Genomic DNA, 23205 nt, shown 5'->3' on the forward strand with positions numbered 1-23205 from the left:
GCCAGTCCGCGCCTGGCAGGTGGTCGGCGGCAACAACGCCAGCACCGAAACCGAGCTCCAGGCCTTCGGGATCTGCGTGAACACGGTCTGACCCGCACCACCTGGCACGAAGGGGGACAGCCGTACAGGACCCTGTGATCGCAGAGTCATGTACGGCTGTTTCCGTTCCCGGCACCGGGCTCGCAACGGTTCCGGCATGGGCGGGCCGCCGTGGGCGTGTACCCGTGCGGCACGGCTGTCCGCGTCCGGGGGTGTGGGCCGTGCGGGTGGCCTGCTTCCTCGTTTGCCGTAGCAGCGGTGTGTCGAGGCGCTTTTGCCCCTTAAGAGTGGTGGGCATGAAGAATCCCCTGCTTGTCATCGCCGCTGCCGCCGTCTGCCTCGCGACCGCCTCCGGCCCGGCCCTGGCCCAGACCACCGACTCGGGTACCGAGACTCCTGCCACCGCCAACTCCCGCACGGTCACCGAGAAGGCCGCCGCGCCCAAGGGCGGGGACGACAACTGGTGTGCCAAGTGCGTGAAGACGTATATCAAGAACAACAAGAACGAGATCAAGGAAACCCTTGGCGTCAAGGACGGCAAGGACGGCATCGCGGGACCGGCCGGCCCTGCTGGCCCTGCTGGCCCGGCCGGTCCGGCGGGTCCTGCTGGGCCGGCGGGCGCGAAGGGCGTCGCGAAGGAGTCGGTGATCGTCACCAACGAGATCGACGTCCCCGCCAACACCGCTTCGCAGGGCAAGGCGTTCTGCCCTGCCGGAACCACCGTCACCGGCGGAGGAGCGTTCATCTCCGACGGCTCGCTCTCCGCACAGCACTCGGTCTACCGCAACAACCCGACGGACGACGCCAAGGGCTGGAACGCGGCCGCCCGCTCGACCATCGACAACAAGATGACCATCTACGCGGTGTGCCAGTCCCTCTCCTGACACGCACCGGCCATCAGGCACTCGCGGCAGACCCCCTTCCGTAGACGCGGGAGAGGCCGGAAGTGACACGGCCAGACTGCCCACGTGAAGGTGGCTCCGAGGCCCCAGGCCGGGAAACCGGCCGGGGCCTTCACGCTGCGCCCGGCAACCCTGCCGAAGGGCACCACGCCGCCACCGGCGGGAAGAAGCAGTCGCCACTGAGTGGCGAAGAGGTGACGGACCCGGCGGGGAGCCTCACAGAATTCGGGATATCCGACCTTGAGGGGCACACCCCAAGCCCGCACCGCCCCTCGTTGAAGAGCTGTGGACGACACCACCACCCCGGCCGCACCCCTGTCGCCCGGTTCGCCGACGCCCAGGCCGTCCTCGGCTGCCTCCTCGCCGACGCCGCCGAAACCGCCGGCCGCGACGGCTGGCCCCCTTGCCGTCGAAGACGCCGTCGACACGGCGAAGGCGGTAACGGGGGCGCTCGCCACCGTGGACGCCGAGACGGCGCGCATCCTCGCCCCGGTCCCCTAGCTCCGCACCCGGGGCATCGACTTCGAGGCGCTGCAGGGCACGCACCGGCTGGTCCAGGAGGTGCGGGAGGGCTTCTAGGGGCGGGCCAGAAGCGAGCCAAGCGCGGCAGCAAGCCGGAAGTACAGGACGTTCACTTCCTGAAGCTGGCGGACCAGGTCACTGCGGTGTGCTCGTGCCTCTCCTTCCTCAGACAACCGGTTCCTCGGCTGGTCCATCGGCCCGACCTGCTCCCGTAGGGCGTCGCACAGGTCAGCCACAAGCGTGATCAGCAGCGGTAGCGGGCCGGAGGAAGGAAGCGTCGCTGCGTGCCGGAGCGCCGGTACTGCACGTACCAGCAGCTCCGCCTGCTGGAGGACGGCGTCTTCGGCGGCCGTTTCTGCGGGGGTGGCTGGGGGTGTGACGAGACCGGATGCCCGCGCGGCCGCCAGGTCTGCATCCGGTACGGGCTGCCGACGGTCCCGGTAGTGGTACCAGGTTTCGTCGAGGCAACCGCGGGCCAGTTCCAGTATTTCGTCCGTGGACGCAGGGGTGGCGCGCACGGCGTGCAGCAGCGACTGGAGTATGGCTTGCAGCGGGAGTTCTCCGGGCTGGTCATCCTGCTGCCCAGAGCGGATCAGAGCAACGCAGCCCGCCAGGACGGGAGACAGCGGGCAGCCTGTATGCGGCGTGCACATGTGGGCTGCGGTGGCCAGGGTTTCGGCGGTGGGAAGATCCGGGCCGGCGAGTACGTAGGCAGCGCAGGCGCGTTCGCGCGCGGTCGGCAGCCAGTCCCCTGATCCCAGTTGCTGTAGCAGGGAGTCCAGCTCGGCCGCCAGATCCTGTTGTGTTGGCATTCATGGATTTTAGAACTGATTTTTGCTCCACCGCATTGAGGGGAACCCGGTGAACACGAAAGGGCTGCGGGTAAGAGGGGCGCCCGTGAGCCCGGCATCACCCGCAAGAGGGAAGGCATATGCGGGCGGCCACGCAGAGTTCACCGTCAGCTGGCGCAGCCGTCCGCATCGGCCTGGCCCTCCGGCGGAGCGGTATTCTTGCCCGTCTCCCCACTCGCGGTCTGGCCGCGGGCGAACTTGACGCTCACTCATCAGTGGACGTTCACCGTGCACGCGGCTGGTACACAGTCGCGACCACCGGTACGGACGGCAGGTGGTGTGCGGGGCAAGCGCCTGTCGAAGGCCGATAGGCGCGCGAATACCTCTCTTCGGCACGGCTAAGGCTGCTTTTCCTCTCGGGGGAGAGGACGTTCCCGTTTCTGGGTCAGCCGGTTCCTCGGCATGGGTGCGCTCATGCGCTGACGGCAGTATTCCCATGCGCCTACGACCGTCCCGCCGACGACCAGCCAGGTTTTGAGTCCGGTATACAGGGTTACTGCGGCAGCTGTTTGCAACCGGCGCCCCATCTTGATCCCCCTCTCGTTACGACTGAACAGTCGACCTTAGCCGCGGTGTGCGGGAAGCAGCGAAGGAACGAACAGTAACTGCCGGTCGGCACAGAAACCGGCCTCCGGGATCGTTGAAATGAGTGCCCGGTGAATGAGCCAGCGATCAAATCGGTGTGGGAACGAGGACCGGCTGGTACCCATGTGGTGCTGACACACCCGGCACTGCTGTGAGCCGTCGGAGTGTGCGTGACAACCTGAGGAGACCGGAATGAACGACCCGCTCACTTCCGAAGTGTTGACCGTTGCAGCGGCATCTTCTCTCATGCCGGATGCATCCGCGGCCCGGCGCATCACGGTCTCACCGTCGATGTGCGGTCCGGGGCCGTTGTTCTTCGCGCAGGCCGGTGACTGGACCTGGGAAGCGGTGGGCCGGGCTGCCTCACTCAACACCTTCCAGGCCCGCACCGCCGACGGGAAACCCGCGTATCTGGCTTTTTCCTATTTCCGCACGCGCGGCAGTACGGATGTTCATCCTTATGGTCTGACGTTCGGTGACGAGCTGGACCTGGAATCCTGTGTTTACGGTGCCGGTATCGATTCGGCCCTCACCGTGCACCGGCTTACTCCGTCCAGGCGCAGCGCCACGCTGCCTGCGGTGCAGCGTCTTCGCCCCGAGGAACTTGATCATCCGGAGCCGGGCTGCCTCTACGTCGAGACGTTCAACCGGTGGCTGAGCCGGAGAGAGGGCGGAAGCAACCAGAAGCTGCTCACCTCGATCCCCGTCGGTTTTGATCATTCCGTGCTTCCTCCGCTGCCGGAGAACTGTTCGCCTCGTGCCACGGTGGCGGCTGTCCGTCAGGAAGGGCTCTTTCCGCCGGTTCCGGGTTTTCGGCGCACTGAGCCGGACTTCCGTACCCGCTACCGGGTGGATGCGGCGCGGGACCTGAACGGGGCGGGGCTTTTGTACTTCGCTTCGTATTTCTCGATTGTCGACACGGCGATGCTTCAGCTGTGGACACATCTGGGGAGGAGCGAACAGGCTTTCCTGGGGCGTCATCTGCTGGATCATCAGATCTGCTACTTCGCGAATGCGGATCCGGGCACCCAGCTGGATCTGACGGTGGGCCTGTGGGGGTCGGGCACGGACGCGCGGGAGGAGGTCGCGGACGTGGTCCTGCGCGATGCGGGGTCGGGGCGCCTCGTGGCGGTGGCTTCCGTGCGGCTGCGCGTTCCAGAGGTATGACCGTGCCGCGGGCAGCCGGACGTGGCATCGTCCGGTCCGCCCGCAGGGGGGCCTGTGATCGGCCGCACTCCTGCGCGGATGGGTCCTCCCGCGCTACCGTGATGCGGGTGGTCCCGCCCCGAGCTGATGGCCCCCGCCCCACGAACCACAGACTCGCCAGCCCGTCATGGTCCGCCCCGAGGCACATGCCGTCGGTACCGGAAGGCCGGACGCGTCTCTTCGGCAGCGGCCCCCTGGGGCGCGGTCAGGCGGCCGGGACCGGTTCCTGCATCCCGAAGCTGGCGCGCAGGTAGGCGTCGTCGATGACCGGCGGGTCGGCGACCGCGCCGTTGAGTGCGTACTCGGTGCGCGAGCGGTCGTAGAGGCGGTCGGCCCTGGGCAGCGTGCCGATGCCGCCGAGGACGTCGTTCAGCGCCCGCTCCATCTCCCCGAACGAGGTGATGTCGGGGTCCAGCTCCAGCGACAGCCAGGGGCAGGCCATCAGCATGACGTCCACGATCTGCCGCACGGACGTGTTCTTTGGATGGGTGACATGGAAGGTCTCGACCAGGGCCTCCGGGGTGCGGCGGGCCAGGTGCACCATGACGTCGGCCGCGTACTCGACCTGGACGAGGTTGGTGGCCGCGCCGGGCAGACCGGGAAACCGGGTGGCCACGCCGGCGTCGGCCGCGTCGAGCGGCAGGGCCTGCGAGGGGTTGCGGTTGAGCATGCGGAGCCGGGCGCCGATCTCGGCGTGCGGATGGCGAGGCGCGCGCGGGGGCAGGGGCCGGTCGGTGAGCAGGATGCTCGGCCTGAGGACCGTGACCGGGTAGTCGTTCTCGCGGGCCCAGTGGCGGATCATCTGCTCGGCCCGGCACTTGGACGCCTCGTAGGTCGACAGGAATCCGTACCGGTCGTCGAGGTCGTCCTCGGCGATGGTGCCCCCGGTGCGCTCGCCCGCGACAAACGCCGTACTGACGTGGACGACGCGGGGACGGCGCGCGGAGGCCGCGGCCAGTTCGAGGATGCGCCGGGTGCCGGCGACGTTGACCCGGTCCAGCGCCTCGGGGGTGTCCTGGAGGCCGATGAGCCCCGCGCTGTGCCAGACGGCGTCGATGCGGTCCGCGAGCTGCTGCCACTGCTGGGGGGCGAGCCCCAGGCGTTCACTGGTGACGTCGCAGCGCACCAGCTCGACCCGGTCCTTCCAGTCCTCGGGCAAGGGCCGGTCGACGCCCGCCAGGGCGCACTCGATCCGGTTCCAGCCCGCGGCCTGGTCGTGGCGCAGCAGTACCACGGCTTCACCGCCGTCCTCCAGGAGGCGGGACAGCAGGTAGGAACCCAGGAATCCGGTCGCACCGGTGATCGCGGTCAGCATGGGCGTGCCCGACCCGGGAGCACGGTGCGTTCGTTCCGCGCAGTGGCGGGATAAGCAGGTGTGTCGGCCATGCAGCAATGCTTTGGTCCTTCCGGAAAAGGTGTCAATTCCCTTGACCTGAATGGGGCAAGGACGATGATGTCGCACAGTGGTTGTGAATATGCCATTGCGGCATTCCAGCATGGTTATGTGTTTTCTGGAATACTATTCGAATGGTTTCTCTGTGTGTGTCTGTCAGAAATGGTTCCGCAAACGCGTACGCTCGCCCCCCATGAGCAGCACCCCGAGGAACTCCGATTCCCTCCGCACGGCCAACTGGTCCGGTGAACTGGAGCCGGTCATTGCACAGCTGATGGACCGCCACCTGGAGATGTCCAAGGAGTGGTTTCCCCATCAGTACGTGCCGTGGGGGCAGGGCAAGGACTTCGACGGCCCGCTCGACGGGACGCCCTGGCAGGACGCCCAGTCGCAGCTGACGCCGATCGCACAGTCGGCGATCGTGCTCAGCCTCCTCACCGAGGAGAACCTCCCCACCTACCACCACCAGATCTCCCAGGTGTCCACCACCGGCAGCGCCTGGGCGGAATGGACACACCGCTGGACGGCCGAGGAGGACCGGCACTCCACCGTGCTGCAGTCCTACGTGCACGCCACGCGGGCGGTGGACCCGGTGGCCCTGGAACGGGCCCGGATGCAGCACATGTCCACCCCGGTCGAAGACGTCTTCCCCGACCAGGACCCCCGGCGTCTCGCCTACGTCATGGTCCAGGAGCTCGCCACCCGGGTCTCACACAGGAACGTGGGAAAGCACTGCGGCGAGCCCGTCTGCGAGCGGCTCTTCGACCGGATGTCGCAGGACGAGAACCTGCACATGATCTTCTACCGGGATCTCTTCACGGCCATGTTCGACCTGTTCCCCGACGAAGCGATGGAAGCCTTCGCGCTCACCGTGCGGGACTTCCGCATGCCGGGCTACTCGATGCCGGGCTTCGCTGCGATGTCCGTGAAGATGGCCTCGGCGGGCATCTACACCCCGCAGATCCACCTCGACTCCGTCGTCACCCCCCTGATGCGCGCGCTGCAGGTCATGGACCGCACCGACCTGGGGCCGTCCGGCGAAGAGCACCGCGACCAACTGGCCGCCCTGCTGGGGCGGCTGGAGAGCGGGGCGCAACGCTTCACCCAGCGCGAAGCCGAACGCAACGACGCCCACGAAAGAGCCCGTACCGAATAGAACTCCGCGCCGATCACGCAGAAGCGCGGCGGGGCTTCTCAATCGCACCCTCTTTCTGCGGGACCGACGTGCGGCAGGCGCAGAAACCTTTCCTCTATGTCCGCAGCCGGCCCGGCCAGTCCCCGCACGCACCCCCCATTTGGCCCTGCCCCAAATGCCGACCTCGGCACGCGGCCGGTTCACTTCCCCTATTGGCAATTCAACTTTTCCGGAGGCATTCATGACCACTCCCGCCAAGCAGCCGCTCACCGAAGAGACTCTCCACGACGTCATGCACACCCAGTTCAAGGTCCCGCGCGAGTCGATGACCGACGAGACGACCTTCGACGAGCTGGGCATGGACTCCCTGGCGCTGATGGAGGTCCTGGTCGCTCTGGAGGAGCGCACGGGCGAGGAACTGTCCGACAAGCTCACCGAGCTCTCGCCCGCCAGCACCCTGGCCCAGGCCCGCGAAGTCATCACCGGCGAGAAGATCACCGTCGCCGACAACACCTGACCTCCTCGACAGCTCCGGGCTGCCGCACACCGTCCAGACGGCGTGCGGCAGCGCCGGGGCCCGCCCACCCGCGGCCGCACACGCCACGCAGACCCGACCGGGTGCTGCACCAGCACCACGCAACAGGAGCGCAGAGGGATGGCATCACGCGGCGACGTCGCCGTCACAGGACTGGGCCTGGTCACACCGGCCGGCAACGACCCTGAGACCTTCCACCAGACCATGTCCGCAGGCCGTTCCCTGGCCAGCACCGACCCGTCCTTCGCAGGTCTGCCGGTCGACTTCTCCTGCCGGGTCACCGACTTCGACCCCGCAGCAGAGCTCGGGGACCGGCTGGCCGGCCGCCTCGACCGCTTCGCCCACCTGGGACTGGCCGCGGCCCGCCGCGCCCTGGCCGACGCCGACCTCTCCCTGCCGCTCACCGGAGCCGACCGCGTCGCCGTCGTCCTGGGCGTGGGGTGCAACAGCCTGGAGCACTACGTGCGGGAGTTCGGCCGCCTCCACGAGGACCGGCCTACCAAGGTCTCCCCCCTGGCCCTCGCCCGCAGCGTCCCGAACATGGTCGCCGGTGAGATCGCTCTCGACACCGGTGCCCGGGGTCCCAACTTCACCGTCTCCACCGCCTGCGCCTCCGGTGCCACTGCCATCGGCACCGCCCGCGACCTGCTGCTCTCCGGCGCCTGCGACATCGTCGTGACCGGAGGCAGCGAATCCGGGATCTCCCGCATGGCCTCCACCGGGTTCTCCCAGATGCGCGCCCTCTCCACCTGGACCGACCGCCCCGAGCACGCCAGCCGCCCCTTCGACACCGAACGCAACGGCTTCGTCCTCGGCGAAGGCGCCGCCGTCCTCGTCCTGGAACGCCGTGAGCACGCGCTCGCCCGCCGGGCCCGTGTCCGTGCCTGGCTCCGCGGCTACGGCGCCTCCGCAGACGCACACCACCCCACCTCACCCCACCCCGAAGGCGCCGGCGTGGAGCAAGCGGCCCGCGCGGCCCTGGCCGATGCTGGGTTCTCCCCCCGTCACATCGGCCACCACAACGCACACGGCACCTCCACTCCGGCGGGAGACAAGGCCGAAGCCATGGCGGTGCTGCGGCTGTTCGACGGCACTCCGCCGCCGGTGACCGCGCCCAAGAGCATCCTGGGCCACTCACTCGGTGCTGCAGGAGCCATCGAAGCGGCCCTGAGCATCCTGGCCCTCCAGCACCAGCAGGTGCCGCCCACCGCGAACCTCCAGCAGCAGGACAGCGGACGCGAACTCGACGTCGTCACCCGCACCCCCCGCACGCTCGCCCACGAGCACGCCCTCTCCACCTCCTGCGGCTTCGGCGGACAGAACGCCGCCCTGGTCTTCTCCGCCGCCTGACCCCACACCCCCACTGCACGTGAGTCCGCCGCGGCCAACGCTTCCCGTCAGGGACAGCATTGGCCCCGCCCTGCCAGTCGGGTGCCGCAGGAGGGCGCGCGGGTCACGCCAAACCGGCAAGGAGCCCCCACCGTGCCCCGACACGTCTTCCTCTGCCCGCTCCGGTGGTCGGACACCGACGCCAACCAGCACATCAACAACGTCGAACTCGTGCGCTACCTCGAAGAAGCCCGCGTGCGGCTCCACCAGGACAGCAGCCACAGCGACGAGGAACCCCTGCCGGACACCTTCCTCGTCGCCCAGCAGGAAATCTCCTACCTGCGGCCCCTCGTCTACCGGCCGCAGCCGGTGACCATCGAAACGTGGATCACCGCCATGGCCCGCATCACCCTGCACCTCGCGTACGAAATCAAAGACGCAGACCAGATCTACGCACGCGCCACCAGCACCCTCTTCCCCATCGACACCACAACCCGCCGCCCCCGCAAACTCACCCCCCGCGAACGCGAAGCCCTGTCCCCATGGACACACCCATGACCCAACCCCGCACCCCCACGCCACCACCCACCACCCTGCAGACCTCCGCCCGGGCACGTACCGCCCCGCCGGAGACCTCGCTGCCCTCGAAGCCGCACCCCTCTCCGCAACCGGCCGACACGGCGCCTGGCGCAAGGAGGAACTCCGGTGGATGAACCCGAGGAGAAACCGCCTGAGAGATGGTGCGTAGCCGGACAGCCCACCGAAATCGAACTGGCCGCCGTCATCGCCGCCGTCACCTACCTGTGCTGCCGCCCCCCACTGAGGAAAGCACGACCGTCATGCCCCGACTGGAAACAAGGCTGGCCAGCACGCTGCACCGACTACCACCCCCCTGCCTCCTGGCAGAACAAATCCCCCCACCGCTGGTAACCCCACCACACCCCAGCGCCATCACGGCAGCCCGGAAACCCGCATCCTCACTTCCGCGATATCCAGGTCTTTCGCACTCACGGCCGCTCAGGAGGAACCCGTGGGGCGCGGGGCGCCGTCGACCAGTGCGACCCCGTCCCGCAGATGCTGCGGGGTGCAACGCCTCAGCCTGGTCTAAGACAGCGGCCACGACCTGCTCCGGAATGCGGATCACGAAGTCGTGCACCACTTGCACTGTGCCCTTCGGGCCCCGCCTCGCCTGCCGAGTATCCGTGCGTCCGCCGGGCGGATGGAGGATGTCGTGCGGCCGGCACGGGACGGGAACGGTCTCGATGACGCAGGCCACGATCGCCATCCGCTTCCCGTGGGGCTTCTCGCGCGCGGCAAAGCGACCAGGCCACCCTGGCCGCCGCCTTGGCAGCTGCCCTGCGGGCGGCCTCGCGCTGTGCCTCGGCCCGCATGACCACGGCTGTGCCGTCGTGCTGGATGACCAGCGGCATCTCACGGGTGCACAGGGCGGGAATGTTCGAGACGCCGTCGCCCCTCGCCTTCCCGCAGCGGCGCTCCATCGCCTGCTGGACCTGCTCGAACGAGCCCCACACCGACTCCACCGCGGTGAGCTTGCGTAGTCCCATGGAGTCGGGAAACCAGCCGGGTAACGTACAGGCGCTCCAGAGACTCCACCATGGGGTTGTGCCTGCGCGGCGGGCCGGGCTGCAGCGGTACGGCGGAGGAAGATTGCCCCCATGGGGCGAGTCAGTGCAATTCGTGTAGGCGGCGGTGTGGTCGCTCATCCGGTCTTCCCCGTGCCCTGCCTGTGGGTGGAAGATGCGCACGAGCCCTCGCCCGGGCCGGGCGGAGTCTGCGCGTTCGTGTCCGCCGCGCTCACGGCCGGTCTGCATCGGGCCCGCAGCGGCGCCTTGGCGGTACCACCGGCCCCGGGGTGGCGGGTGTCCCTGGCCGAAGGGTCGGTCATGGTCACCAGCCCCCTGATGAGCGAACCGTTCGTACACCCTGTGGCCCTTGGGCTGCCCGCCCAATGGGCAGTCGCAGCAGCGAAGTTGGGGGTGGTCGTGCTCTACGCTGGGGACGATCTCGGTCTCGGCCGCCCGCCAGCCGCGCCCGCCCAACCAGGGAGATCTGCCCTGGAGGCGGCTGCTGCACGAGGCAACCTGGCGGCCGGATCCATCCGATTCCACCACGCCTGACCTTGCTGCTCCGGGCACGTACCCGGAATGAGCACGGCCCACGTGAAAACTCCCCGCCACGTCCTGACCTGGTAGACCGGATACGGCTCGGGGCCCAGCGAAGGGCTTCCGATCCGCCGCCGGCACCGACCGCCCGGCAGCCCAAGCGCCATACTGGCGGCACACACCGCTGTCGAACGACCGCGCGCCGCTCCCGATCCCGGCCATCGCCTGGTGGTGGCAGCAACTGGACTGACACCGCACCCTCCTGGATGTGCTCCCCCTGGCCGCAGTGGTGGTCAGGGCAGGTGCTGGCGTCGCCGCGGGAGCGTTCTGACCTTGGCTGCTTCGGCGTCGCGTCCCGAGAGCGCCGCGTTCTCCAGGGCGAGCTGGTGGAGGGCTGCCGCGTAGACCTCCATGCGCTGTTCCAACCCGCGGCAGTACGTGCGGAGTTCGGCGAGCTGAGCTTTCAGGTCCTCGCGGTCCGGCCCGGAGCGGGCGGCGGAGGCCCGCCTGCCTTCTTCCCGTGCTGCTTCGCTCTGGAAGAGAGCTTTCAGGTCGGTGTGCTGGTGGGTGAGGTGCCATCGTCCGACGTTGGCCTCGACAGCCAGTTGGCTGATGTTCAGCCGGCCGCTGGAGCGCAGTGGGGTGCCGGACAGGAGCCGGTTCATGGCGGCGATGAGGTTGCGGCGGACGGGGTCGGTTTCGCCGTCGAGCGGAAGGCTGGTCATGTGCCCTCTCGGCGCTCGTGGTCGTCGATGATGCCGCGGAGCCTGGTGAGTTCGTTCTGCTCGCGGGCATGACGGATGGACGGGGCGAGGGAGTCGTTGACGATGTCGTGGAGTTCGGCTGCACGCTGCTGGAGGCGGGCGATGTCGCGGTCGGTGCGGGCGATGTTCTGGCAGCGGGGGCGGCAGTCGTCGGTATCGGGGGTGACCAGGGGGTCGTCCGGCGGGCCGTTGAGCTGGCAGGCTGCGGTGGCGGGGTTGAGGACGCAGGTCATGCCCTGGCCATGGTGGATCTGCAGGAGCGGATTGCCGAGCAGATCACGTGCTTGCCGTTCGCGGTGCACGACCCGGCCGGCGAACTCGTGGTGGGCGGCCTGTACGCGGTATCGGTAGGCGTCGGCGGCCGGTCCGCTGACGTGCTCACCGGCGAGGAGGCGTCGTTCGTCCTCGGCGATGCCTTCCAGACGGAAGAGCCAGTCCTCGAAGGCGTAGTCATCCAGGAATCCGGCGTCGTAGGAGCCCGCGTAGCCCTGCAGCATCCGGGTGTAGGCGTGTCCGTACTGGATCGACGCGGCGATCAGGCCGCGTGGTTTGCGCCTGATGAACCAGGCGAGGGTGCGCCGGAAGCGGCTGGGCGCGAGCGCCCCGGCAGGATCTGCGGGGATGAGGTCGGTGCGGCCCCCGCGCTGGCAGTAGTCGTTGACCCAGGTGATGAAGGCGGCCACGTCCCCGGCGACGGCGCGGTCCGAGCGCGCCTCGCCGCGTCGTTTGGGCTCTTTGCCGGAGCCGTGCGTGATCGGCCTGAGCCGGTTCGGGAAGAGCAGGTGGCTCTCGTGCAGCTGTTCCATCACGTGGGCGGCGAGGGCGACCAGTTCGATGACCACCCAGGGTTCCTCGCGGACGGCACCTTCCGGGATCGTGTTCCCGTCTTCGTCTTCTGCGCCCTTGAAGTAGAGCCCCTCCATCAGCCACAGGCCCGTGTCCGCGTCGCAGGTGATGCAGCCTCGCTGCAGGTTGAGGATCTCCCCCACCCGCGCGCCGGAGAGGTAGGAGACGATGACAAAGCATGCCGTGCTCAGGAGCCGGGCGAGCTGCGGGGCGTGGTCGAACGGGATCCGTGGATACCAGCGCCGGCCGTCCAGCTCACCGGTGATCGGGGTATCGAGGTAGACGTCGTCCTCGACAGGCACCCCGGACTCCGTGATCAGATCTCCGGCCGTGCTGTACCGGAACGAGGGCGGGCAGTTCAGCAGAGCAGCGATATGGCGCCAGGCTGGTTCCAGGGTGCCGTCGTGCCGGCGCTTGCCGGGAAGGCGTTCGCCGTGGCTGCGCAGCTCGTCGAGGTAGACGGCGATCTCGGCCTGCAGAGCACCGGGCTGGCGAGGCGGCCGGCTGCCGGTGTGGTTCTCCGGGCGCCGTCCCGTCAGTGTCTGGTGTTCGTCCCAGGCCGCCAGGATGTCCTGGCTGAAGTCCTCGACGAAACGCACCGCCCAGTGCAGGAGGGCCTGCATGGTGTGTTCGCTGATCCGCTTCGTCCGGTTCTCTCCGTCGCGGCGTCGGCGTTCGAGCAGGTCGGGGGTGTCTTCGCCGTCCCAGGGGGGTGGCTCGGGAAGCCTCAGGCAGGGCGGCAGGATGTCGCGGTGCATCCACAACCGGCGGATCTCGGTGAGGCGGCGGTAGCGCTGGGGCGTGGCAACCTCGTCGTCGTTGAGCGCCTCCAGGTAGTCCCAGAGCATCTCCTCGGTGACCTGCGAGAACTCGGTGATGCCCTGGCTCGCGAACCACTTCAGGACCTGCTGCAGGGGACTGTAGAAGAAGCCCCGGATCGAATGGATGGCCATCCGGCCCGCCGCCGCGTGCCGCAGGGGACGGGCCTGGGGGTGATTGATCAACTGCCAGATGTAGAACTTCGTGGCCTGCCGCAACGGCTCGGCAATGACGTCGAAGTTGAGCGTCCCGGAGCGTGCGTGCTCCGCGAAGATCGCCGGGTTCAGGTCCCAGCGGTCATCGGCGAACCGGGACAGCCGGGACAGGTGTGCGTCAGCCCTGATCTGCCGGTTCAACAGCACCAGCGTGCTCGGGCCCGGCCAAGCGGTGCCCTCGGGCAACCCTTCAGGAAGCCCGGCCGGTTCATCGGGCGCGACCGGGGCAGGAATTGTCATCGGAGATCGAGCTCCCCGTTCAGCAGGCGCTCGGCAAGTGCGTGCTCGGCCGCACCGGCGCTCTGGCGGGCATCCTCGACCGCAGTGGCGTCGTGCTGGGCCAGCAGGTCGGCCAGTTGCGCGTGCGGCCCGGCGAAGCGCTGGGCCCAGCGCAGGGTGTCCATCTGCTCGCGCCGGTCGGCGAGCCGGTCATGAACGACCACCTGCACGGGCAGGTGGCGGGGCAGGGCCCGGGCGCATTCGCAGTCCAGACAGAGCAGGAACGAGGCCCGGCAGGGTTCTCCCGGTGGCGTGTAGGGGCCGTTCTGGTTGTCAGTGCAGGCCGCCAGCACCGTGTCCAGCTCGCCGGCGAGCATTCGCGCGAGCACCTTGGGGTCCAGGCCCATCTGCGCAGCGGCCTGCTCGACATCCTCGCGGGCGTGCGCCACCTGTTCGGCCGTCATCGTGGCGATCTTGGAACGGGTGCGAGCCTTGGCGACCTCGGCGTGCAGCGCCTCGGCGATGACGTTGCGGTAGGCGTTGATGTTGCCGCGGTTGCGGACCAGATACCGGGTTGCCGCAGTCCGCTCGGTGTGGGCGACCGGCTTCTGGTGGAGCTCGACGTACGTCATCCGCAGCGTCTCAAGGCTCAACGGCCGCATGGGCACAGGCCGTCCGTCCTTCTTCACCTCGTCGGAGGGCAGGTTCCAGGACCTGCCGAGCTTGCTGACTAACGCCCCGTTCGTGGGAATCGGGCGCCATCCCCGACCCTCGCCCACTTTCCCGGGGCCGCTGACCATGTAGGCGACCAGGAGGCGATTGCCGCCGGTGAAGTGCCGCGCCCGCGCCGTCAGATCGTGGACCAGCACGTAAAGACCGAAGGGCGTGTGCAGGGCGTCCCGTGCGGACAGCTCACCGGGCTGTTCCGGGATACTGATCCAGTCGGGAACCTCTGACAGCGCCAGATCCATGTAGGCGCGGTTCTGACGACGCGGTTTACGCAGGCCCACGATGGCTGTGCCCAAACCCACGCCGCCGTCCGCCCGGTGGTGGGCGGCCGGCATCCGGCAGATCACCTCCGTGTTCTGCCCCGTCATGACGCCGAACAACACCGCCGCCGCCGCGACTTCCTCCGGCATCAGGTAGAGCCACCCGACGACGTCCCTGACCGTCCCCCGCGCCCTGACCCAGCGCTGCGGAAGGTCACCTCCCCGGCACCGCCGCCGCGGGAGGTCACCCACACGCTCCAGATGGTCGAGGATCTGCACACGGCGTCGCAGGTGGACATCGGCGCTGACGTCGAGTGCGCCGGACCGGAACTGCTCCAGCAGCGCACGGTTGCCTCGGATGCGGGCATCCGCTGCGCGCAAGGTCGCCCTCGCGGCGTGCACGATCCTCTTGAGCTCGGTCTGGCTGTAACTGTGGGCGGGCTCGTTCCTGGGCCGGGCAGGCAAGGAACCGGCGAGCCGGCCGGACAGGGTGCCGCTGATGCCTTCCGTGCGCAGCAGGAGCTGCCGCAGCTCTGTCAGCTCGCTCCGGACCACCTTGATGCCCTTGCCACGACGGTGATCGCCGAACCCGTCGAAGTGCTCGGGCGCCACCTCAAGCGCACGCTGCGGAACTCTCTCCAGACCAGCGAGATAGCCGTCGAACGTCCTCAAAACCCAGAAGGACTTCTTGAACGAGTGACACGACGTCAGCCCGCCTCCCGGAGCAGTACGGACCACCAGCGCAGCGACCATCGCTTCCCTCAGAGCATCGGGCATGGTGAGGACCGACACGTCGAGATCACTGCGGTCCTCGCCGTCCTGGCCGTAGCACCGGACGATCCGGCGGCCGTCCTCGTTGGTCATCAGCCCATGCCGCGTCCCGGAGGAGCCGGTCGGCAGGGCCGCCCGACGACCCCGGCTCACCGCGCCTCCATCAGCGGATCGGTCCGAACACGCGGATGCCGGGCGAAGACGTCCGCCATGAACGCCTCGACGGGAAAGCCGTCAGCGCAGGCCAGGAGCGCTTCCACCTCCAGCGTGCGAAACGGCTCCAGATAGACCTCTTTGGTCGTCTCGACGCTGCGGTGCCCGAGCATCGTCTGGACCAGATGCCAGACGTCACCGATCTCCTCGCGGAAATCACGCTGCTCACCGGCCGTCAGGTGACCCAGCCGCCGGTACTTGATCAGCTTGCCGACCGCGTACCACTTCAGGGCGAAGGAATGCCGGAGCATATGAGCGGTGCAGCGGAAGTTCTGCAGCCCCAGCCCCTCGACCCGGTCGTTCGCCACGTCGAAGGTGTGCTCCCATCCCCGGCCGTCGCGGGGCAGACCGTCCTCGTTCAGCCACAGGGCCACCGGCTCCACACCCTGGGCAGTCTGACGGAAAAGGCGCAGCCGGGTCTGCGGCCCGACATCGTTCCACCGTTCCCGGCGGGTGCCGCCGTCTGCGAAGGTCATGGTCACCGCATGGGTTCCATGAACGGCCAGCACCATACGACGGCCGCGCACCCGCTCATAGCGTCCGGCAGACTGCGCCCGCCGGACCGCTGCCGCCCGAGCACCCTCCACATACCCAAGGACACCCCGCAGGGCCGCCCGCGGGGTCCAGTACGTGTGGCCGTAACCCCCCTTCGCGCATGCGTCAGCAAGCTCGCAGGTGAAGAAGCCCCGCCGCCGGTCGTAGGCGGGCAGCTCAGGCAGCATCACACTGGCCCACTCCGACACCCGCAGGCCGTTGCCGTACAGACCGTCGCAAAATGCCCGGTCGCGCTGCTCGTTGCGGCCCCTCCACCAAGGATCAGCGCGTCCAGCGAGGTCGTGGCCGCGGATGCCCAGATCGCGCCATCGGGTATACCCGCCGGGATCGAGCCACTTCACGTCCGCGTGTCGCACGATGCGGGGCCGGTCCAAGTCCGTGAACGGATCGCGCACCCCAAAACGCGCGGCCAGCTTGTAGAACTTCCTCAGCCCTGCAAGGTCCCTCGCGAACGTCCCCGTCTCCACCGTCTCCGGGTTCAAGGGATCGGTGACCCGCCAGAACAGAAACTCGGACGCCACGTCATCGTCGGCATCCCACCAGTTCACCCCGGCCGAGAACAGATAGTTGAGCCACACCAGCACCGAGTACGCGTAATCCCGTTGTGAACGCCGGGCCATCGTGCGCCACTTCGCAGAACCCAGGCACCAGTTCACCCGCAGATCAGGCAGACCATCAGGCCCGATCACGAACCGCTGCCCCTCCCGCACAACACGCCCCTCCACGCGGGCCGCCAGACCTGGCGAAAGGTCCCGGAGCAACTCGGCCACGTCATCGGCCGTACGACTCGGGTCACTCCTGTGCAGCTGCCAACAACGCGCCACCGGCTCGAACTCCGCCATGTGGGTTACAACGAGCCCGCACAACAACAGTCACTGGATACAGAACATGGGCACGGTCGTGCAGGAGGCGGCCGGTCGCGGTGCCGAGCAGGCGTTGGAGGGTGAGCAGCGGGGTGTCGGCGAGGGTGCCGATCTGGTGCAGGCCGTTGCGGGTGAGCGTGCGGGCGGTGGCCGGACCAACACCCGGGAGGGCGGCGACGGGGCGCGGGCGCAGGAAGTGTGCGACCAGGTCGGGAGTGTTGGGTACGAGGGTGAGGCCGCCGGGCGGGGTGGTGTCGGCGGCCATGGTGGCGAGCGTGCGGTTGGGACCGGCGCCGACGCTGGTGTCGATGTCGTACAGGGCCTTGACGCGGATCTGCAGCAGGCGTCCCAGCGCTTCGACATTCCGGTCGAACAGCCGGAGTGAGCCGGTGACGTCGAGCTCGGCCGCCAGCGGCGGCAGTGGTTGCACCAACGGCGTCACCGTGGCCAGCAGGCGCAGCAGTTCGTCGTAGAGGCCGGGGTCGTCGCACGGGAGGTGGAAGTGAACGCGCAGGATGTGCCGTTCACGCACGCCACCGGCGGTGATGGGGGTGATCATCCTGGACTCCCGGGACTGCGATGGCCGTATGCGGTGAGGTCGGCGGAGCGGGTGCCCGCGGGCTGGAGGTCGGCCCAGGCGTGCAGCCGCGATCCTGCCGTGCCGTTGGGCAGGATGCGCTGTGGCTGGGCCGGGGTGGGGCTGGTGCGGGAGCGCCCGAGCAGAGCGAGGACGGCTTCGGGGCCGCCGTCGCGGCGGGCCTCGGCGAGCGCGTCCAGGTCCCAGACCATCTGCCCGACCACGGTGCGCCGGGGTCCGCGTTCTTCGACGGTGCCGCGGACCAGGAGGAGCCCGGAGTGGAAGACGGTGTGCGCGCAGGCCTCATGGGAGTCCTCGAAAAACGCGAGGTCCACCAGGCCGGAGCCGTCTTCGAGGGTGACGAAGATAATGCGCTTCCCGGAGGGGATGGGCGGCGTCTGGGTGGAGGCGCGGACCCCGGCGACCAACACCTGCTGTCCGGCGCGCATCGACTTCAGATGGGCGGCGTCAGTCGCGCCGACCTCGCGGAGCATCCGGTGGTGGTGGTCCATCAGGTGCTGGGATACATCCGCCTTGAGGACCTCCAGTTCGGCGCCGAGGGCCTCGCGGGCGGTCATCTCGGGCAGCCCGGACGGGCCGGACGCCGCGGTGAGCCCGTCCAGCGGGAGCTGTCCCTCGGCCTGTCGCTGGCGGGAATGCCGGTGCAGCTCGTGGACCTGGAGCAGGAGATCGCGGCGGCTCTGCGTACCGCGCACTCTGTCCAAGGCACCGATCTCCACCAGCCGTTCCACGGTCGGGCGGGAAGGGTGCGCCCGCTCCCACAGATCCGCCAGCCCGGCATACGGTTGGCCGGCGACGATCCGGCGGACGTCGTCCTCCTGGATGCCCTTGACGCCGGAGAGCGACATCCGCACCCCCCATGTCCCGTCCGGCACCTGCTCCAACTGGTAGGCGGCCGTGGAGGCGTTGATGTCGACGGGCAGGACCGGCACACCGTGGCGGCGGGCATCGGAGATGATCACCCGCATCGGCCACATGCCCGGGTCGTGCTCCAGCAGGCCCGCGTACAGGGCGGCCGGGTGGTGCGCCTTGAGCCACGCACTCTGGAGGGCGGGGACGGCGAAGGCGACCGCGTGGGCGCGGCAGAATCCGTAGGCCCCGAACCCCTCGATCACCTCCCAGATTTTCAGCAGGGTGTCGTGGTCGTACCCGCGGGCTCCGGCTTCGTCGAGGAACCAGGCGCGGACATTGGGCAGGCGCTGCTTGTCGGCGAGGGCGCGTCGAGCGACATCACCCATGGCACGGTCGCAGCCGGTCAGGACGGCGAACATGTCGATAATTTGTTCGTGCCAGATCGTCACGCCATACGTATCAGCGAGGACGGGCTCCAGGTCAGGGTGCGGGTAGGCGGGAGCGGCGCCGTGGCGGGCGGCGATGTACTGGGCGGGCATGCCCCCGGACACCGGGCCGGGACGGAAGAGGCTGATGTCGGCGATGACGTCCTGCGGATCGCGCGGCTGCAACCGGCCCAGCAGGTCCTGCTGACCGGGCGACTCCAACTGGAACATGCCGACCGTGTCGGAGGCCTGGATCATCTTGAACGCGAAGAAGTCGTCCAACGGCACCTGGGCGGGGTCGTCGAGGTCGATGCGGGGCTGGCCGTTGGTGCGGGCGATCTCATTCACGGCGTGGGCCATGGAGGACTGCATGCGCACGCCGAGGACGTCGAGCTTGATGAGGCCGAGGTCTTCGACGTCGTGCTTGTCGGCCTGGACCATCGGGTAGTTGCCGCCCGGCGTCGGCTGCACCGGCAGCCGGTCCAGCAGGGTGTTGTCGGTGATGATGACGCCGCACGGGTGCATCGCCATTCCCCGCGGCAGCTTGTCGAGGCCGGTGGCCAGCTCGAAGAGCGGCCCGAACCGGCCCGACGCCGCCTCCTCGGACAGCTGACGGAGCTCGGGGAGCTCGGCCAGCGCGGAGGAGATGTCGCAGGCCCGGATATGTGGGAAGGACTTCGCGATCCGATCGACTTGCTGGGGTGCAATGCCGAGGGCGAGTCCGGTGTCGCGCAGGGCGTGGCGGGCGCGGTAGGTCTCGGGCATGCCGGTCACCGCGACCCGCTCCGGGCCGAAGCGATCGAAGATGCGGTCGTAGACCTGAAGGCGGCGGGCGGACTCCACGTCGATGTCGATGTCGGGCAGCGACGTACGCCGCTCGGAGAGGAACCGCTCGAAGAGCAGGTTGTGCTCCAGCGGGTTCGCCGTGGCGATGTGCAGAGCGTGCGCGACCATCGACCCGGCCCCTGACCCGCGGGCAGCAACGCGGATGCCCATCTCGCGGACGTCCGCGACGACCTGGCCGACCGCCAGGAAGTACGCCTCGAATCCCAGCTTCGTGATGACCCGCAGCTCCTCTTCCATCCGCTCCACCGCGGCGGGGGCGTGGTGCAGGCCGCGTCGTATAAGACCGGCCTCGGCCCGGGTGCGCAGCAGCGCCGCGGCCGCGTTCGGACCGGGTCCGGCGCCGACGACCTCCGGCTCGGGGAAGTGCGGGTGTCCCAGGCCCAGATCGGCGACGGGGTCCAGGAGGCAGGACTGTGCGGTCTCGGCGGTCTGCGCCAGGAGGCGGGTAGCCCGCTCGGGCCCCTCACCTGCGGCCTCACAGATCCGGGCAGCGACGGCGGCCATGTCGGCGGGCCCCTTCAGCCAGCGCTGGCCTGAGTCCAGGCGGCGGCGGTCGATCGGACGCAGCAGACGGGCCGCGTCCAGGACGTCGGCCAGCCTGTGCTGATGCGGGTCGGCGTAGCGGACAGCGTTGGTGAGCACTGCGGGGATGCGGCACTGGTCGGCGAACTGGAGGGTACGGGCAGCCAGCCGGGTGGAGCCGGGACCGGTGCCGGGGGTTCCGTACGACAGGGCCTCCAGGTACAGGCGGTCGCCGAAGAGGGCACGCCAGGGTGCGAGCAGGTGCTCGGCGCGGTCGGGGCGGCCGGCGGACAGCGCCCGTACCGGCTCCGAGGCCGGGCCGAGCAGGGCGGCCAGGCCGTCGGCGCCGTACTCCGCGAGCGCCTCATGCGTAACGACCGGCGGGCCGTCGGGGAGGGCGTGGGCGGAGGAGACCAGACGGCACAAGCGCGCCCAACCGGCCCGGCCCTGGGCGAACAGGGTGATCCGCAGAGGGGCCTCGGTGACGTGGGCACCGCCGCGTACCGGGGTACGGCGACGTGGCGCCGATGCGGCGGAAGGGGCGTGGGGCTCGACCGCGATGTCGACCCCGAGGATCGGGCGCACTCCGGCTGTCTCGGCGGCTTTGAGGAAGCGCACGGCGCCGGTGACGGTGTCGCGGTCGGTCAGCGCGAGCGCGCCCATGCCCCGGTCTGCGGCTGCCCGGACAAGGGCTTGGGGGTGGGAGGCGCCGTAGCGGGCGGAGAACCCGGATGCGGTGTGCAGATGGGTAAAACCGGCCATGACCTGCCGCCTCTCATCTGCTCACCCTCCCCACGAATGAAATAGAACCCCTGTGCGAATACAGTAGCGCGCGCCACCCGGGCCTGCATGGCGCGACGGGTTTCACGGAGGCGGGGAAGGGGGTCACGGCCAGTCGCCCCAAGGGGTGAGGCCACTCAAAGTTTTCGCTTGCGTGTTCGCATGTGGGTGCAGGGCGGGGTAGCGTGCACGAAACGATCACAACCGGGAGAGCCATGCCCCCCACCCGTCCCGGCCCCGGCCGCCCCAGGGGAATCCGCCCCGGTCCCGACGGCCCCACCGCACGCCAGAGCGCCATTGTGGAGGCCGTGCGCGACCACATCCGCGTCCACGGGTACCCGCCTTCAATGCGCGAGATCGGCGCGGCGGTCGGACTCGCCTCGACCTCCTCCGTTGCCCACCAGCTCGGCGCCCTGGAGCGGCACGGCGTCTTGGAGCGCGACCCCCAGCGCCCGCGTGCCTACCGCATCCGCGCCGACCGCTTCGCCGCCCTGGCCGGGCAGCAGCAGGAGGACGACGGGCAGCGGACCGCGCACGTGCCGCTGGTCGGCCGGATCGCGGCCGGCACTCCGGTGCTCGCCGAGCAGCACGTCGAAGACGTGCTGCCGCTCCCCCGCCGCCTGGTGGGCGAAGGCGACCTGTTCGTCCTGGACGTTGTCGGCTCATCGATGATCAACGCCCACATCGCGGACGGCGACCAGGTCGTCATCCGCGCCCAGAGCGAGGCGCAGAACGGGGACATCGTCGCCGCGATGATCGACGGCGAAGCCACCGTCAAGCGCTTCAAGCGCGACGGTGACCAGGTCTGGCTCCTCCCGGAGAATCCCGGGTACGAACCTATCTGGGGCAACGAGGCCACCATCCTCGGCAAAGTCACCGCCGTCCTGCGCAGACTCTAGGCAGGCTCGGGCAACACACTGCCCCCTCTGCGAGCGATGTCCCAGCGCAATGTCATTCTGAGCAGTGCCCGGCGGTGCCCATCCCGAAGCCGATGCTGCCGTCGGGCACACTTGTTCTCGGCCCGGCCGCTTGTTGGCGCCTGCACGCACCTCACTCTCGCCGCCATGCCGAATCTGACGCACCGTGATACAGGCCAGAGGCACCAGTGGGCTCCACCCGACGCTGTCCTACGTGACCGTCGGCCGAGCGAGGCCGTTGTGTCGGTGGAACGCCAAACGACACCACGCGCGAAAGGACCGGCCGCGATGCCAACGGCCCACCTCTCCAAGGGAGACGGAACCGTTGAGGAAGTCCTCATCTTCGACGGGCAGATCTGGGCCGAACACGCAGACGGCTCCCGCTGTACCCGTACGGGCAAGGGAAAACACCGGCAGCAACCACTGGACCCGCGCTGCCCCGGGCGCGTCGGCTACATGGCTCGCTGCCGATACTGCGGGTGGAAGGCCGAGGGGAAGGCATACGCACCTCTGCGGGCGGAGACAAAGCTGCACGCCGAGGCTTGCGATGCGCAAAAGCCCTACATCATGGCAGCCAAGGAATGGGTCGAGATGGGCGGCGGAGCCGCTCCCCGCCCACCATCCGGCTGCCGCTATACGCGCGCCGCACTGAATGCGGCGACGGCAACAGCCGAGCTGCGGCGCATCCCGGCGTGGACAGACGAGTCATACCGCTACGCGTGGGTGGCTATCCAGAACCTGATGACTGCCTTCGGCACACTGGACCCCACCGCCCGACAACTACTGGCCCCCGCCGCCCGCGCGTTGGGTGTGCTCGACGCCTACATGGAGCACACCCAAGGCGTACACCCTCCGCCTCCGCCCGTACAGACGACACGGTGACTACCACCGACCTGGCAGGGCACTGGCGCTCCGCCATAGGTGCCTTCTTGGCTGCCTCGGAGAGTTTTGCCGTCTGCCAACCGTCAGGCTCGTGACTGCCTCCCCCATGCCGATACGGCTTAGAAACGGCATTCTTCTGATACAGGGCAAAATCCAACCCACAAAATACCCCCTAGGAGCGCCGAGCGCGCCTACCTGTGGGTGATCTGGCCTGTCAGGCCCTGAGAGGGCCGCAGAACATCATACAGTCGATTTCGCCCGGCCGGAGCCCTCTTCTTTCGTGAACATTCCGGACAAGTAGGAGCGGCGAGACGGGACTTGCGTGCCTAAGTACCGCCTCCCCGATAGTCGGCGCGGCCCGTCCATCCGGCAGGCCGCTCCGAATCCCGCGAGGTCCTCATGTCCCTGCTCCCACTGCTTACCGACGCACTGACCGAAACGGTGGGCGCACTCGCTGCCCTCCTGATCCTCGGGTTACTGCACCGGGGCCGCACAGCAGTCCGCCGACT

General features: G+C 69.0%; 17 protein-coding genes and 1 pseudogene. 9 read left to right on the plus strand and 9 right to left on the minus strand.

All coding sequences use genetic code 11. The annotated features are described in order from the left end of the window. Positions 1-335 precede the first annotated feature (335 nt). Together ACIO3O_RS39960 and ACIO3O_RS39965 are read left to right on the plus strand one after the other, a co-directional pair. Positions 336-923: a hypothetical protein gene (locus tag ACIO3O_RS39960; RefSeq protein ID WP_401754985.1), complete on the plus strand. Its 588-nt coding sequence runs from the start codon at positions 336-338 to the stop codon at positions 921-923. A 303-nt stretch (positions 924-1226) separates the two neighbouring features. Next, the gene (locus ACIO3O_RS39965; RefSeq protein WP_401754987.1) at positions 1227-1442 is read left to right on the plus strand and encodes a hypothetical protein; all 216 of its coding nucleotides are present in this window, start codon (positions 1227-1229) and stop codon (positions 1440-1442) included. A 74-nt stretch (positions 1443-1516) separates the two neighbouring features. On the opposite strand, the gene ACIO3O_RS39970 is transcribed toward ACIO3O_RS39965, so the two are convergent. Further along, complete coding sequence (locus ACIO3O_RS39970) at positions 1517-2275, minus strand: hypothetical protein (protein ID WP_401754990.1); 759 nt, start codon at positions 2273-2275, stop codon at positions 1517-1519. An 816-nt stretch (positions 2276-3091) separates the two neighbouring features. On the opposite strand from ACIO3O_RS39970, the gene ACIO3O_RS39975 reads away from it, so the two are divergent. Further along, on the plus strand, positions 3092-4066 hold the full coding sequence (locus ACIO3O_RS39975; protein ID WP_401754992.1) for an LnmK family bifunctional acyltransferase/decarboxylase: 975 nt from the start codon (positions 3092-3094) through the stop codon (positions 4064-4066). A 244-nt stretch (positions 4067-4310) separates the two neighbouring features. On the opposite strand, the gene ACIO3O_RS39980 is transcribed toward ACIO3O_RS39975, so the two are convergent. Next, complete coding sequence (locus ACIO3O_RS39980; RefSeq protein ID WP_401754995.1) at positions 4311-5420, minus strand: SDR family oxidoreductase; 1110 nt, start codon at positions 5418-5420, stop codon at positions 4311-4313. Between the two features lie 271 nt (positions 5421-5691). On the opposite strand from ACIO3O_RS39980, the gene ACIO3O_RS39985 reads away from it, so the two are divergent. The 4 genes from ACIO3O_RS39985 (at position 5692) to ACIO3O_RS40000 (ending at position 9055) form a co-directional block, all read left to right on the plus strand. Next, on the plus strand, positions 5692-6654 hold the full coding sequence (locus ACIO3O_RS39985) for an acyl-ACP desaturase (RefSeq protein ID WP_401754998.1): 963 nt from the start codon (positions 5692-5694) through the stop codon (positions 6652-6654). A 220-nt stretch (positions 6655-6874) separates the two neighbouring features. Beyond that, positions 6875-7150 (plus strand): acyl carrier protein, encoded by a 276-nt coding sequence (locus tag ACIO3O_RS39990; protein ID WP_401755001.1) that lies wholly within the window; start codon positions 6875-6877, stop codon positions 7148-7150. 138 nt (positions 7151-7288) lie between these two features. Beyond that, positions 7289-8518: a beta-ketoacyl-[acyl-carrier-protein] synthase family protein gene (locus ACIO3O_RS39995; RefSeq protein WP_401755004.1), complete on the plus strand. Its 1230-nt coding sequence runs from the start codon at positions 7289-7291 to the stop codon at positions 8516-8518. Between the two features lie 132 nt (positions 8519-8650). Next, a complete protein-coding gene (locus ACIO3O_RS40000) occupies positions 8651-9055 on the plus strand; it encodes an acyl-CoA thioesterase (RefSeq protein ID WP_401755007.1) in 405 nt (134 codons plus the stop codon). A gap of 483 nt (positions 9056-9538) precedes the next feature. Here the strand turns inward: ACIO3O_RS40000 and ACIO3O_RS40005 are convergent. The 7 genes and pseudogenes from ACIO3O_RS40005 to ACIO3O_RS40035 all read right to left on the minus strand — a co-directional run. Then, positions 9539-10065, minus strand: a pseudogene (locus ACIO3O_RS40005) (ISKra4 family transposase); the annotation flags it as partial. An 848-nt stretch (positions 10066-10913) separates the two neighbouring features. Next, positions 10914-11345, minus strand: a complete 432-nt coding sequence (locus tag ACIO3O_RS40010; protein ID WP_401755010.1) for a hypothetical protein — start codon at positions 11343-11345, stop codon at positions 10914-10916. Beyond that, on the minus strand, positions 11342-13405 hold the full coding sequence (locus ACIO3O_RS40015) for a hypothetical protein (RefSeq protein ID WP_401755013.1): 2064 nt from the start codon (positions 13403-13405) through the stop codon (positions 11342-11344). Before ACIO3O_RS40015 ends, ACIO3O_RS40010 begins: the two co-directional genes overlap by 4 nt. A 95-nt stretch (positions 13406-13500) precedes the next feature. Then, positions 13501-15336, minus strand: coding sequence for a hypothetical protein (locus ACIO3O_RS40020; protein WP_401755015.1), 1836 nt, complete (start codon positions 15334-15336; stop codon positions 13501-13503). 56 nt (positions 15337-15392) lie between these two features. Next, complete coding sequence (locus ACIO3O_RS40025) at positions 15393-16781, minus strand: site-specific integrase (RefSeq protein WP_401755018.1); 1389 nt, start codon at positions 16779-16781, stop codon at positions 15393-15395. Positions 16782-16803: 22 nt separating this feature from the next. Continuing rightward, entirely contained in the window at positions 16804-17433 is a 630-nt protein-coding gene (locus tag ACIO3O_RS40030; RefSeq protein ID WP_401755021.1) for a DNA polymerase thumb domain-containing protein, read from the minus strand. Beyond that, entirely contained in the window at positions 17430-20879 is a 3450-nt protein-coding gene (locus tag ACIO3O_RS40035; RefSeq protein WP_401755023.1) for a DNA polymerase III subunit alpha, read from the minus strand. The genes ACIO3O_RS40030 and ACIO3O_RS40035 overlap by 4 nt, the downstream gene beginning before the upstream one ends. A gap of 233 nt (positions 20880-21112) precedes the next feature. Here ACIO3O_RS40035 and lexA point away from each other — a divergent pair, with 233 nt between their 5' ends. Continuing rightward, positions 21113-21796: a transcriptional repressor LexA gene (gene lexA, locus ACIO3O_RS40040; protein ID WP_401755026.1), complete on the plus strand. Its 684-nt coding sequence runs from the start codon at positions 21113-21115 to the stop codon at positions 21794-21796. A 306-nt stretch (positions 21797-22102) separates the two neighbouring features. Then, positions 22103-22696, plus strand: a complete 594-nt coding sequence (locus ACIO3O_RS40045) for a hypothetical protein (RefSeq protein WP_401755029.1) — start codon at positions 22103-22105, stop codon at positions 22694-22696. The last annotated feature ends 509 nt before the right edge of the window (positions 22697-23205 follow it).

The organism is Streptomyces sp. NPDC087440, assembly GCF_044744005.1.
Lineage (GTDB): Bacteria > Actinomycetota > Actinomycetes > Streptomycetales > Streptomycetaceae > Streptomyces.

Coding starts and splice junctions, on each gene's coding strand:
- ACIO3O_RS39960 (WP_401754985.1), top strand. CDS start 336: ATGAAGAATCCCCTGCTTGTCATCGCCGCTGCCGCCGTCTGCCTCGCG.
- ACIO3O_RS39970 (WP_401754990.1), bottom strand. CDS start 2,275: ATGCCAACACAACAGGATCTGGCGGCCGAGCTGGACTCCCTGCTACAG.
- ACIO3O_RS39975 (WP_401754992.1), top strand. CDS start 3,092: ATGAACGACCCGCTCACTTCCGAAGTGTTGACCGTTGCAGCGGCATCT.
- ACIO3O_RS39980 (WP_401754995.1), bottom strand. CDS start 5,420: ATGCTGACCGCGATCACCGGTGCGACCGGATTCCTGGGTTCCTACCTG.
- ACIO3O_RS39985 (WP_401754998.1), top strand. CDS start 5,692: ATGAGCAGCACCCCGAGGAACTCCGATTCCCTCCGCACGGCCAACTGG.
- ACIO3O_RS39990 (WP_401755001.1), top strand. CDS start 6,875: ATGACCACTCCCGCCAAGCAGCCGCTCACCGAAGAGACTCTCCACGAC.
- ACIO3O_RS39995 (WP_401755004.1), top strand. CDS start 7,289: ATGGCATCACGCGGCGACGTCGCCGTCACAGGACTGGGCCTGGTCACA.
- ACIO3O_RS40010 (WP_401755010.1), bottom strand. CDS start 11,345: ATGACCAGCCTTCCGCTCGACGGCGAAACCGACCCCGTCCGCCGCAAC.
- ACIO3O_RS40020 (WP_401755015.1), bottom strand. CDS start 15,336: ATGACCAACGAGGACGGCCGCCGGATCGTCCGGTGCTACGGCCAGGAC.
- ACIO3O_RS40030 (WP_401755021.1), bottom strand. CDS start 17,433: ATGATCACCCCCATCACCGCCGGTGGCGTGCGTGAACGGCACATCCTG.
- ACIO3O_RS40035 (WP_401755023.1), bottom strand. CDS start 20,879: ATGGCCGGTTTTACCCATCTGCACACCGCATCCGGGTTCTCCGCCCGC.
- lexA (WP_401755026.1), top strand. CDS start 21,113: ATGCCCCCCACCCGTCCCGGCCCCGGCCGCCCCAGGGGAATCCGCCCC.
- ACIO3O_RS40045 (WP_401755029.1), top strand. CDS start 22,103: ATGCCAACGGCCCACCTCTCCAAGGGAGACGGAACCGTTGAGGAAGTC.